Here is a 12540-nt window from a genome sequence, read left to right on the forward strand (position 1 = left end):
GGGTCAGCGGCGGGGGCCGAGGGCCTGGTCGACGGCCCGGCCCAGGGCGGCGACGACCAGGCCGACCGAGGGGCGGACCACCGAGTCGTCGGTGCTCACCTCGCCGGAGAAGCCGGCGCCGGTGGCGATCTCCTCCAGCCGGCGGCGCGCGTCCGCGGCGGTCTCGCCGTCCACCCCGAGCGCGGACTCCATCCGCAGCACCACGACCAGGGTGGCCAGCGCGGCGGTCCGCTCGTCCGGGGCCGCCGCGCCGGTCAGCGCCTCGGCCAGCCGCTGCCGGGTCTCCGCCTCCACCGTGGCGTCCACGACCGGGTAGCGGTGCACGTGGATGAAGCCCAACTCGGTCTCGTCGACGTCGCGGACCACACCCTGGCTGCACAGGTCGCCGAGAATCCGGTCCCGCAGGCCGTGCCGCAGGCGCTGCACCCAGGAAGCCGGACTGTGCGGGGTGTCGGCCGCGACCCGGCCCAGCACCTCGTCCGCGACCGGCTCGCCGGTGGGCGTCGGGTCGATCACTGCCAACGAACCGTCGGCGTACGCGATCCGGCCGGCCAGGGCCAGCTCGACCAGCACCGCGGCGGCCATGCCCAGGTCCAGGCTGATTCGCGGCATGGTCGCCTTGCCGGTCGTGTCGTCGTAGGCGAGGAGCAGCAGCTCCTTGGCGAGAGCAACACCAGTCATGGCCGGAGACGGTAGCGGGTCCGTGCACACCGCGCACGGACCCGCCCGACCCGACACCGACCGGGTGTACCGCCCTCAGAACCGGGGCATGCCGCCGAACTGGCGGTCGCCCGCGTCCCCGAGCCCGGGGACGATGAACATGCGGTCGTTGAGCCCCTCGTCGATCGAGGCCGTGACCAGGCGCAACGGCAGGCCAGAACGTTCCAGCCGCTCGATGCCGACCGGCGCGGCGAGCACGCAGAGCACGGTGATGTCGGTGCAGCCGCGGTCGGCCAGCAGCCGACAGGAGTGCTCCAGCGAGCCACCGGTGGCCAGCATCGGGTCGAGCACCAGCACCGGCAGTCCGGCCAGGTCGCGGGGCAACGACTCCATGTACGCGCGTGGCTCGTAGGTCTCCTCGTCGCGGGCCAGGCCGACGAAGCCCATCGAGGACTCCGGCAGCAGGCCGAGCGCGGCGTCCGCCATGCCCAGGCCGGCCCGCAGCACCGGGACCAGCAGCGGCGGGTTGGCCAGCCGGGTGCCCTCGGTGCCGGTGACCGGCGTCTGCACCGGGTACCGCTCGACGGGGAAGGTGCGCGCCGCCTCGTACACCAGCATGGTGGTCAGTTCGTGCAGCGCCGCCCGGAACGTCGAGGAATCGGTGCGCGCGTCCCGCATGGCGGTCAGTCTCGACTGGGCCAGCGGGTGGTCAATGACGTGTACGTCCACGATCGCTCAACCTACCGGTCCGTACGTCCCGCCGGTGCGGGTGCGGTCGGACCAGCGACGCCGCTCACGTCCGGCGAGCCGCTGTGAGCAAGATCACGCGGCTTTCCGGTGCGTAGACTTCGGGGCATGACGGCGACAACGACGTCGGCCCGGTCGGAGCTCTCCGAGCTGGGACGATCCGAGACCGCTCTGCGGACCTTCCTCCACGGCCTACCGGGCGTGGACCAGGTCGGCGCGGAGCAGCGGGCGGCACAGCTCGGCACCCGATCCATCAAGACCACCGCCAAGGCCCAGGCCATCGACCTGGCGATCCGGATGGTCGACCTCACCACCCTGGAAGGGGCGGACACCCCGGGCAAGGTGCGGGCGCTCGCCGCGAAGGCGCTGCGACCCGACCCGGCCGACCCGTCCTGCCCGCACGTCGGCGCGGTCTGCGTCTACCCGGCAATGGTCCCGTACGTCGCCGAGGTGCTGCGCGGTTCTACTGCCGGGTCCGGGCGGGCATCCGGCGAGCCGGGACGTGCGGGCGGCGCCGCGCCGGCCGGACTTGGCATTGTGCACCTGGCCAGCGTGGCGACCGCTTTCCCGTCGGGCCAGGCGCCGCTGGAGATCAAGCTGGCCGACACCCGGGCCGCCGTCGCGGCCGGCGCCGACGAGATCGACATGGTGATCAACCGGGGCGCGTTCCTGTCCGGGCGCTACCAGGAGGTCTACGACGAGATCGTGGCCACCAAGGAGGCCTGCGGGGACGCCCACCTCAAGGTGATCCTGGAGACCGGCGAGCTGGCCACCTACGACAACGTGCGGCGGGCCTCCTGGCTGGCCATGCTGGCCGGCGGCGACTTCATCAAGACCTCCACCGGCAAGGTCCCGGTCGCGGCGACGATGCCGGTGACCCTGGTGATGCTGGAAGCGGTCCGCGACTTCCGCGAGGCGACCGGGCGTCAGGTGGGTGTGAAGCCCGCCGGTGGCATCAAGACCACCAAGGACGCGATCAAGTACCTGGTGATGGTCAACGAGACCGTCGGCCCGGACTGGCTCGACCCGGACTGGTTCCGCTTCGGCGCGTCCAGCCTGCTCAACGACCTGCTGATGCAGCGCACCAAGCTGACGACCGGCGTCTACTCCGGTCCCGACTACTTCACCCTGGACTGATAGCCGATGTTCGAATACGCCCCCGCCCCCGAGTCCCGCTCGGTGGTGGACCTCAAGCCCTCGTACGGGCTGTTCATCGACGGCGCGTTCGTCGATCCGACCGACGGTGGCAGCTTCAAGTCGATCAACCCCGCCTCCGAGGAGGTGCTGGCCGAGATCGCCGAGGCCGGCGCCCAGGACGTGGAACGCGCGGTGCGCGCGGCACGCAAGGCGTACGACAAGGTCTGGGGTCCGATGCCCGGCCGCGACCGGGCGAAGTACCTGTACCGGATCGCGCGGCTGATCCAGGAGCGGTCCCGTGAGCTGGCCGTCCTGGAGTCGCTGGACAACGGCAAGCCGATCCGGGAGTCCCGGGACGTCGACCTGCCGCTGGTCGCCGCGCACTTCTTCTACTACGCCGGCTGGGCCGACAAGCTCCCGCACGCCGGTTTCGGCGCCAACCCGCAGCCGATCGGCGTGGCCGCGCAGGTCATCCCGTGGAACTTCCCGCTGCTCATGCTGGCGTGGAAGATCGCCCCGGCGCTCGCCGCGGGCAACACGGTGGTGCTGAAGCCCGCCGAGACCACCCCGCTCACCGCGCTGCTGTTCGCTGAGATCTGCCAGCAGGCCGACCTGCCGGCCGGTGTGGTCAACATCATCACCGGCGCCGGCGACACCGGCCGCGCCCTGGTCGAGCACCCCGGCGTGGACAAGGTCGCCTTCACCGGCTCCACCGAGGTCGGCCGGGCCATCGCCCGGTCCGTCGCCGGCACCCGCAAGAAGCTCACCCTGGAACTGGGTGGCAAGGCCGCCAACATCGTCTTCGACGACGCGCCCATCGACCAGGCCGTCGAGGGCATCGTCAACGGCATCTTCTTCAACCAGGGGCACGTCTGCTGCGCCGGCTCCCGCCTCCTGGTGCAGGAGAACGTGGCCGACCGGGTCCTGGAGTCGCTGAAGCGGCGGATGGCCCAACTGCGGGTCGGCGACCCCCTGGACAAGAACACCGACGTCGGCGCGATCAACTCGGCCGCCCAGTTGGAGCGGATCCGCGAACTGTCCGACGCCGGTTCCGCCGAGGGCGCCGAGCGCTGGTCACCGCCGTGCGAGCTGCCCGACCGGGGCTTCTGGTTCGCGCCCACCATCTTCACCGGGGTCACCCAGGCCCACCGGATCGCCCGCGAGGAGATCTTCGGCCCGGTGCTGTCGGTGCTCACGTTCCGCACGCCGGCTGAGGCCGTCGAGAAGGCCAACAACACGCCGTACGGGCTGTCGGCCGGCATCTGGACCGACAAGGGCTCCCGCATCCTGTGGATGGCCGACCGGCTGCGCGCCGGCGTGGTCTGGGCCAACACGTTCAACAAGTTCGACCCCACCTCGCCGTTCGGTGGCTACAAGGAGTCGGGCTACGGTCGCGAGGGCGGCCGGCACGGGCTGGAGGGGTACCTCAATGTCTGAGCGGGTCGCCGTACGCAAGACGTACAAGCTCTTCATCGGCGGGAAGTTCCCGCGCAGCGAGTCGGGACGGTCGTATCTCGTGCAGTCCTCGAATGTGTCACTGGCCTCCCGCAAGGACGCCCGGGACGCGGTGGTCGCCGCCCGCGCCGCCGTGAAGGGCTGGGCCGGCGCGACCGCGTACAACCGGGGTCAGATCCTCTACCGGGCCGCGGAGATGCTGGAGGGCCGCCGCGAGCAGTTCGTCGCCCTGGGCATCCCCGGCGACGAGGTGGACGCCGCGGTGGACCGTTGGGTCTGGTACGCCGGCTGGGCCGACAAGCTCGCCCAGGTGTACGGCGGCGCCAACCCGGTCGCCGGCCCGTACTTCAACCTCTCCGCGCCCGAGCCGACCGGCGTGGTCGCGGTGGTCGCCCCGGAACGCCCGGCGCTGCTCGGCCTGGTCAGCGTGATCGCCCCGGCGATCGTCAGCGGCAACACGGTGGTGGTGGCGGCGTCCCCGTCGGAGCCACTGGCCGCGGTGACACTGGCCGAGGTGCTGGCCACCTCCGACCTGCCCGGCGGGGTGGTCAACATCCTCACCGGCGCGATCACCGAGACCGCGCCGGCGTTGGCCGCGCACATGGACGTCAACGCGATCGACCTGACCGGGGTCACCGACGCCGCGCTCGCCACCGACCTGGAGGTCAGGGCGGCAGAGAACCTCAAGCGGGTCCTCCGACCGGCGCCCGCCGACCACGACTGGTCGACCGACCCGGGTCTGGGCCGGATGACAGTCCTGCTGGAGACGAAGACGGTGTGGCACCCCAAGGGGGTGTGATGTCGTTCCCGGCCTTGTGGTTTTCCGGGGAGCCCCACCCGCTCCGGGCGGTCAGGCTTGATCCCTGCGCGGGTGGGGCTCCCCGGAAAACCTGACCTGGGCCGGGTTCGTCGGGTGGGTCAGCTCACGGGTTCTGCCTCGGATTGGGTTGCGGTGGCGATCATGGGGTTGACGGGGTTTTTGATCTCGCTCGGCCCGGTCAACCTCATGATCACCGTTGGCGAGAGGTGGGAGGGGTGGGGGTCTACTACCGGGGGTAGGATTACGGTGTGACTCGGTTGGGCGATCTTGAGCGTGCGGTGATGGACGTGTTGTGGGACGTGGTCCCCGGCACGTCGGATGGTGTGACCGTGCGCGAGGTCGCCGACGCGCTCGATGGCCGGGAGTTGGCGTACACGACGGTGATGACCGTGCTGGACCGGCTCGCCGGCAAGGGCATGGTGCAGCGCGAGCGCGAAGGTCGGGCCTGGCGGTACCGGCCAGCGGCCAGCCGCGAGGCGCACATCGCCCAACTCATGCTTGACGCCCTCGACCTGGGCGGCAGCCGGGACGCCGCGCTGGTGCGCTTCGCCCGTTCGGTCACCGGCACCGAGGCCGAGGTGCTGCGCGCGGCGCTGGGGAACGAGGCCGGGCTGGGCACCGCCGCCGGTGGCACGGGTGCCGCCGGACCGAACGCGCCGAGCCCGGCCGGGTCGGGTGCCGACCTGACCGACCGGGTGGACGGGCCGGCGGGCCGGCGACCTGCCGGCGAGGCAGCGGAGCGGTAGGGCGAGCGCCATGGCCTACGCCGTGCACTTCGCCGCCACCATGCTGGCCTGCTATCTGACGGCTCAGGTGCTGGCCCGCTCCACCTGGACGTGGCGCAGCCCCCGAGTCGCGATCATCTGCTGGCAGGCCGTCGGATTGGCGCTCGGCCTCTCCGCGATGGGCCTGCCGATGGCGCTCGGGCTGAGCACGTACGACCTGCCGACCGGAAGCGCACTGCTCGCCCTCGCCAACGACCTCGGACACGGCACCCTGCCAGCCGGGATGAGCACCTTCCACCTTGCCGGTGTCGGGGTGGGCTTCGGCATCGGCGCGGTGCTGGTCACCACGACCGCGCGCAGCATCCACGGCACCGTACGCGCCCAGCGTCGGCACCGGGACCTGCTCTCCCTGGTCGCCCGGGACGATCCAGCCGCGCCCGGCGCGCTGGTGCTGGACCATCCGAGTGCCGCCGCGTACTGCCTGCCCGGCGTCAAGCCGCAGGTGGTGGTCAGCGCCGGCACGCTGAACCTGCTGGATCGGGCCGAGTTGGCCGCGGTGCTCAGCCACGAGCGCGCGCACGCCCACGAGCGGCACGACCTGGTACTACTGCCGTTCACCGCGCTGTGCCGCGCGTTGCCGTGGTTCGCCTGGGTTCGCGACGCGCACGAGCGGGTCGCCCTCCTGGTCGAGATGCGGGCCGACGACAAGGCCCGCGAGCTGCACGCCGAGGCGCCGTTGGCGGGAGCGCTACGCCGGTTTGCCGCCGCCGGTCACCGGATCACCCCGACCGGCGCGCTGGGCCTGGGCGACCGCGATCTTGACGTACGCGTCCAGCGTCTCCTGGTCAGCGACCGGCCACCCCGGGTGCTCGGCGCCACCGCCCTCGCGGTCGCCACCACTCTGGCCGCCCTCCCGATCACTCTCTTCCTGAGCTGAAGATCGCGCTCGATCCAGGATCGAGTGGCATCCACGGCCGACGAGGCCACTACATCTTGGTTCGAGCGCGATCTTGCCGTTCGTACATCTACTACGTGATGTCGTAGACTGCATTACGACACCGCGTAGTAGTCAGACATGTAGAGAAACTACGTGTAGGGTGGCTACGACAAGGGAGCCAACAGTACGGAGAGCCGGCCATGGACACCCTGCTCCTCGCCCGCCTGCAGTTCGCCACCACCACTTCGATCCACTTCCTGTTCGTGGTCGTCACGCTCGGGCTGGTCACCCTGCTGGTCGGGATGCAGACCGCCTGGGTGCTCACCGGTAACCCGAAGTGGGAGCGGCTGACCCGTTACTGGGGCCAGCTCTACGTGATCAATTACGTGCTCGGCATCGCCACCGGCATCGTGATGGAGTTCCAGTTCGGGCTGAACTGGAGTGGCCTGTCGCGCTACGTCGGCAACGTCTTCGGCGCGCCGCTGGCCCTGGAGACGCTTGTGGCGTTCTTCCTGGAGTCCACGTTCCTCGGGATGTGGATCTTCGGCTGGCACCGGCTCCGCAAGGGTGTCCACCTCGCCCTGCTGTGGGGCGTGGCGATCACCGCGTACGCGTCGGCCTTCTGGATCATGGTGGCGAACTCCTGGTTGCAGAACCCGGTCGGCTACGAGGTCCGCGACGGGATCGCCCACCTCACCGACTTCGGCGCGCTCCTCACCAACCCCACCCTCGGCATGGCGTTCGGGCACGTGGTGTCGGCCGCGTTGCTGATCGGCGGGATGCTGATGGCGGCGGTCAGCGCGTGGCACCTGATCCGGCGTACCCCGGACTTCGCGCTCTTCCGCACGTCGCTGCGGATCGGCCTGGTCACCTCGGCGTTGGCGATCAGCCTGGTGCAGGGCTTCGGTTTCGCCCAGTTCGGTCCGGTCGGCAGCGTGCAGCCGACCAAGTTCGGCGGCAACGGGCCGGAGGCCCAGGCGCAGATCACCGAGTGGACCGCTCGGTTCGGCCCCGGCGACTACACCCCACCGGTGCTGGCCAGCGTCGGGCTGGGCTTCATGATCCTGACCGGACTCACGCTCGGCTGTCTCTGGTTGCTGCTGCCCCTGCTCTTCCGCGACTGGATCGTCCGGCTGCGCTTCCCGCTCTGGCTGATCCTGCTGGCCCTGCCGCTGCCGTTCGTCGCGGTGATCCTCGGCTGGATCTCCCGGGAGGTGGGCCGGCAGCCCTGGGTGGCGTACGGGCTGCTCCCCACCGAGCAGGCGGTCTCCCCGGTCGGCGCCCCGCTGATGCTGGCCTCGCTCGTCGGTTTCAGCCTGCTGCTGGGGGCCCTCGCCGTCACCAACTGGGTGTTGCTCGCCCGGTACGCGAAACGCGGCGCGGTCGACCCGGCGCTCGGCCGCCCGCCGCTGCCGCCCGGCGAGCCGGCCTGTCCCGAACCCGCACTCGTCTGAGGATCTGAGGAGAAGACCGTGGACCTCGCCTGGTACGCCCTGCTCGGCCTCTTCTTCGCCAGCTATCTGGTGCTCGCCGGCTACGACTACGGCGTCGGACTGCTGCTCGCGCGGGGCGGAAGCCCGGCCGGGCGGCGGGCCTCGCTCACCGCGCTCGGCCCGTTCTTCCTCGGCAACGAGGTGTGGCTGGTGGCCGCCGTCGGCATCCTGTTCGGCGCGTTTCCGGTACTGGAGGGTGAGCTGCTCGCCGGCTGCTATCCGGCCGTCGCCGGCGCTCTGGTCGGCGTCATCCTGGTCACCGCCGGGGTGCAACTGCGCAGCCGGCACGCCGACGAGCGGATCCGCGCCCGCTGGGACCGCATCGTGACGATCGGCAGCGCACTCGCCGCACTGGGCTGGGGTGTGGTGCTCGCCGCGCTGCTCCAGGGCGTACCCCGTCAGGCCGACGGGCACGTCGCCGGGGTCTCGCACCTCGCCACCCCGTTCGCGGCCGCCGCCGGGCTGGCGATGGTCGCCCTGGTCGCCGTGCACGGTGCGACCTTCCTCACCCTGCGACTGCCGGCCGCCGAGGCCGCCGTGGTCGACCGCACGGCCCGCCGGCTGGTGCCGGTGGCGCTCACCGCGGTCGCGCTGGCCACCGTCGTGGGCCTGCTCTCCGCCCGGGTACGCGACGCGGTCCAGCGGCCGACGCTGGCCGTACTCCTGCCGGTGCTCCTCGTGGCGGCGCTGCTGGCGGCCCGCGCGGCGCTGGCGCGGCGGCGGCCGGGGTGGGCTCTGGTCGCCACCGGCGCGGCCCTGGCGCTGCCGGTGGTGCTGGTAGGCGCGGCCCTCTGGCCCTACGTGCTGGTGTCCACAACCGACCCCGGGGCCTCGCTGACGGTGGCCGACGCGGCCGCCAGCGCACCGACACTGCGGCTGCTGGGCTGGGTGGCGCTGCCGCTACTTCCGGCTCTACTAGGCTTCCAGGCGATGTGCTGGTGGGTATTCCGAGGACGGACCGACGGTAGGGCACCGGTGTACTGGTGAGCCGCCGTCCGTTCGACCCGCGTCTGCTGCGCCGGGTCCCCGCGGCCCGGCGCGATCTTGCCGTGCTCGCGGTGCTGGGTGTGGTCGCCGCCGGGTTGATCGTGGCGCAGGCCACCGCGCTCGCGTCGGTGCTGGCCACCGCCATCGACGGTCGGCTGGATCGGCAGGCGTTGGCCGGCTTCGTGATCGCGGTCGCGGCCCGCTCGGCGCTGGTCTGGGCGCAGGGCACGGTCTCGGCGCGGGTCGCCGCCACGGTCAAGGCCGCGCTGCGGGCCGACCTGCTCGGCGCGGTGGGCCGGCACGGCCCCGGCTGGGTGGCCGGGCAGCGGGCCGGTGAGATCGCCACCCTGGCCGGACGCGGGTTGGACGCGCTGGACGCCTACTTCACCGGGTACCTGCCGCAGCTGGTGCTCAGTGTGACGGTGCCGCTGGCGGTGCTGGCCCGGGTCGTCTTCGCCGACTGGAGCTCGGCGGTGATCATCGCGCTGACCCTGCCGCTGATCCCGGTCTTCGGCGCACTGCTCGGCTGGCAGGCGCAGGCCGCCACCGAACGGCAGTGGCGGCGGCTGTCCCTGCTCGGTGGCCACTTCCTGGACATGGTCGCCGGGCTGCCCACGTTGCGCGCGTTCGGGCGCGCCCGGGCACAGACCGACATCGTGCGCCGGATGGCCGACGGGCACCGCGTCGCCACCATGAAGACGCTGCGGATCGCGTTCCTCTCCGCGCTGGTGCTGGAGCTGGTCGCCACCCTCTCGGTGGCACTTGTCGCGGTGCCGGTCGGCATCCGGTTGCTCGGCGGCGGGTTGGCCCTGCAGACCGCGCTGCTGGTGCTGCTGCTCACCCCGGAGGCGTACCTGCCGCTGCGGTCCGCCGGCAGCCGCTTCCACGCCAGCATGGAGGGGCTCGCCGCGCTGGACGAGGCGCTGACCATCTCGGCCGCGCCCGCCGCACCCCGCGCCGCCGAGGGCGCCACCACTCCCGACGCCCGGCGTGAGATCCGGTTCGAGGGCGTGACCGTGGCGTACGAGCGGACCACCGCGCTGCGGGACGTGACCCTGACCATCCGGCCCGGCGAACGGATCGCCATCATCGGACCCAGCGGCGCCGGCAAGAGCACCCTGCTCGGTCTGCTGCTCGGCTTCGTGACCCCGACCAGCGGTCGGGTCACCGTGGACGGGGTCGACCTCGCCACCGCCGACCCGGACGCCTGGCGTCGGCAGCTCGCCTGGGTACCGCAGCGGGCACATCTCTTCGCCGCCTCGCTGGCCGACAACATCCGGCTCGGCGCACCGGACACCCCACCCGACGTCCTGGCCGCGGCGGTGCGCGACGCCGCCCTGGACGACGTGGTGACCGGTCTACCAGACGGCCTGGACACCCTGCTCGGCGAACGCGGCCACGGGCTGTCCAGCGGGCAGCGGCAGCGGGTCGCGCTGGCGCGGGCCTTCCTGCGCGCCGCACCTGTGGTGCTGCTCGACGAACCCACCGCCCGGCTGGACACCGCCGCCGAGGCGGTGGTGCTCGACGCCACCCGCCGTCTGGTCGCCGGGCGGACCGCGCTGTTGGTCGCACACCGACCGGCGCTGCTCGCCGACGCCGACCGGATCCTGCGCGTCGAGGACGGCCAGGTCACCGAGTTGACACCCGAGCCGACCGGAAAGGTGTCCCGATGAGCGCGGCACCCGGGCCGGACCCGGCAGACACGACGCCGGCCGTCGACCCGACGCCGCTCGTGCCGGGCACCGCCGACACCGCGCCGCTCGTGCCGGGCACCGCCGACACCGTGCCGCTCGTGCCGGGCACCGCCGACACCGCGCCGCGCGGGCGGGTCGCCGCCGAGCGGGCCGTGTTGCGGTTGGCCCGGCCCTACCTGGGCCGCCTCGTCGGCGCCGGGCTGCTCGCGGCGGCCACCGAGTTCGCCGGGCTGGCCCTGATGGCCACGGCCACCTGGCTGTTGATGAGCGCTGCCGGTCAACCCCCGCTGGACCGGCTCACCGTGGCGATCGTCGCGGTCCGGGCGCTGGCGATCAGTCGGGGCGTGCTGCGTTACACCGAGCGGCTCGCCGGGCACGACGCGGTACTCCGCATGATCACCGACGTCCGGGCCCAGGTCTTCGCCACCCTCGCGGCCCGCCGCAGCGCCGTACACCGCTCGGGAGACGTGCTGAGCCGGCTCGTCTCCGACGTCGAGGCAGTCCAGGACCTGCTGCTGCGGGTGTTGGTCCCGGGCTCGGCGGCGGCCCTGGTCGGTGTGCTGGCGGTCGCCGGGGCCGCGTTGATCTCGCCCCCGGCCGCCGGAGCGCTCGCCGTCGGCCTGCTGATCGCCGGCGCGGCGCTGCCCGCACTGGCTACCGCGGTCACCCGCCGCAGCGCTGCCGAGGTCGCCCCGCTGCGCGGCGCACTGGCCACCGACGCGATCGACCTCACCCACGGCGCTGCCGACCTGGCCGCGTTCGGGGCCACCGACGGTGCGCTGCACGCCGCCGAGGAGCGCGCCGGTCGGCTGGCCCGACTGGAACGACGGCTGGCCGCCACCGGGTTCGCCGTGGACGCGGCCGGGGTGCTGACCGCCGGGTTGACCGCCGCGGCGGTGGTGCTGGCCGCGCTGGCCGCCGACGTGCCCGGGGTGCTGGTGGGCGTCCTCGCCGTCGGCGCGCTGGCCGCCGTCGAGGTGACCCTGGCGCTGGTCGCGGCGGCCCGACAGTGGACACAGCTGCGGCCCGCCCTGGCCCGGGTGGCCACTCTGCTCGACGCCGGCCCGCCGACTCGACCGGCCACCGACGGCAGCACCGACCTGACCGGTCCATTCGAGCTGCGGTTCGACGACGTGACCGTGCGGTACCGGGCCGGCGCGGCACCCGCCCTGGACGGCGTCAACCTGGACCTGCCGGCCGGGCGGAGGATCGCGGTGGTCGGCCCAAGTGGCGCCGGCAAGAGCACCCTGGCCGCCGTACTGACCGGCACCGTCCGGCCGGTGTCCGGCCGGGTCACGCTGAACGGTCGGGACCTGTCGGCGTACGCCGAGGAGGCCCTGCCCCGCGCGGTCGGCGGGCTGCTCGCCGAGGCGTACGTCTTCCATGCCACGGTGCGGGAGAACCTGCTGCTCGGGCGGGCCGGGGCCGGCGAGGAGGAGTTGACCGCGGCCACCGCGGCGGCCGGCCTGCTCGAGTGGGTACGCGCCCAGCCGGCAGGTTGGGACACGCTCGTCGGCGAGGAGGGCGGGCAGCTCTCCGGCGGCCAGCGGCAGCGGCTGGCGCTGGCTCGGGCGCTGCTCGCGGCGCCGCCGGTGCTGGTACTCGACGAACCCACCGAGGGGCTGGACCCGTCCGCCGCGGACACGGTGCTCGCGTCCGCACTCACCGCCACCCCCGCCGGGCACTCGGTGCTGCTGATCACCCACCGGCTCAGCGGGCTCGCCGAGCTGGACGAGATCGTCGTCCTCGACAGCGGTCGGGTGATCCAGCGCGGTCGGCACGCCGAGCTGGTCGCCACCGACGGCTGGTACCGGGACCAGTGGCTGCTCCAGGCGGCGGCCGAACGGGGTTATCTGGCGCTCACGCCCTGACCGGGGTTCGGGGA

The 12540-nt window shown here is 72.9% G+C and carries 11 protein-coding genes; 9 read left to right on the forward strand and 2 right to left on the reverse strand.

Translation table 11 applies throughout. The features are described 5' to 3' along the window. Positions 1-3: 3 nt before the first annotated feature. Positions 4-681 carry a GPP34 family phosphoprotein gene (locus AB0C01_RS29560; protein WP_357241491.1) on the reverse strand — a complete coding sequence of 226 codons (678 nt, stop codon included), beginning with the start codon at positions 679-681 and terminating at the stop codon, positions 4-6. 75 nt (positions 682-756) lie between these two features. Next, the gene (gene upp / locus AB0C01_RS29565) at positions 757-1389 is read right to left on the reverse strand and encodes a uracil phosphoribosyltransferase (RefSeq protein WP_357241488.1); all 633 of its coding nucleotides are present in this window, start codon (positions 1387-1389) and stop codon (positions 757-759) included. Positions 1390-1515: 126 nt separating this feature from the next. On the opposite strand from upp, the gene deoC reads away from it, so the two are divergent. From deoC to cydC, 9 genes are all read left to right on the forward strand, one after another. After that, a complete protein-coding gene (gene deoC, locus AB0C01_RS29570) occupies positions 1516-2544 on the forward strand; it encodes a deoxyribose-phosphate aldolase (protein ID WP_357572698.1) in 1029 nt (342 codons plus the stop codon). 6 nt (positions 2545-2550) lie between these two features. Continuing rightward, complete coding sequence (locus AB0C01_RS29575; protein WP_357572699.1) at positions 2551-3981, forward strand: aldehyde dehydrogenase family protein; 1431 nt, start codon at positions 2551-2553, stop codon at positions 3979-3981. Beyond that, positions 3974-4798, forward strand: coding sequence for an aldehyde dehydrogenase family protein (locus AB0C01_RS29580; protein WP_357241479.1), 825 nt, complete (start codon positions 3974-3976; stop codon positions 4796-4798). The genes AB0C01_RS29575 and AB0C01_RS29580 overlap by 8 nt, the downstream gene beginning before the upstream one ends. Before the next feature lie 269 nt (positions 4799-5067). Beyond that, on the forward strand, positions 5068-5565 hold the full coding sequence (locus tag AB0C01_RS29585) for a BlaI/MecI/CopY family transcriptional regulator (protein WP_357241476.1): 498 nt from the start codon (positions 5068-5070) through the stop codon (positions 5563-5565). A gap of 10 nt (positions 5566-5575) precedes the next feature. Continuing rightward, positions 5576-6481: a M56 family metallopeptidase gene (locus AB0C01_RS29590; protein WP_357241473.1), complete on the forward strand. Its 906-nt coding sequence runs from the start codon at positions 5576-5578 to the stop codon at positions 6479-6481. 200 nt (positions 6482-6681) lie between these two features. Next, the gene (locus tag AB0C01_RS29595) at positions 6682-7935 is read left to right on the forward strand and encodes a cytochrome ubiquinol oxidase subunit I (RefSeq protein WP_357241470.1); all 1254 of its coding nucleotides are present in this window, start codon (positions 6682-6684) and stop codon (positions 7933-7935) included. Positions 7936-7953: 18 nt separating this feature from the next. Further along, a complete protein-coding gene (locus AB0C01_RS29600) occupies positions 7954-8961 on the forward strand; it encodes a cytochrome d ubiquinol oxidase subunit II (RefSeq protein ID WP_357241467.1) in 1008 nt (335 codons plus the stop codon). Beyond that, entirely contained in the window at positions 8958-10634 is a 1677-nt protein-coding gene (gene cydD, locus AB0C01_RS29605) for a thiol reductant ABC exporter subunit CydD (protein ID WP_357241464.1), read from the forward strand. The genes AB0C01_RS29600 and cydD overlap by 4 nt, the downstream gene beginning before the upstream one ends. Beyond that, the gene (gene cydC / locus AB0C01_RS29610) at positions 10631-12526 is read left to right on the forward strand and encodes a thiol reductant ABC exporter subunit CydC (RefSeq protein WP_357572700.1); all 1896 of its coding nucleotides are present in this window, start codon (positions 10631-10633) and stop codon (positions 12524-12526) included. Before cydD ends, cydC begins: the two co-directional genes overlap by 4 nt. The last annotated feature ends 14 nt before the right edge of the window (positions 12527-12540 follow it).

The sequence above is a fragment of the Micromonospora sp. NPDC048905 genome, assembly GCF_040649655.1.
Lineage (GTDB): Bacteria > Actinomycetota > Actinomycetes > Mycobacteriales > Micromonosporaceae > Micromonospora.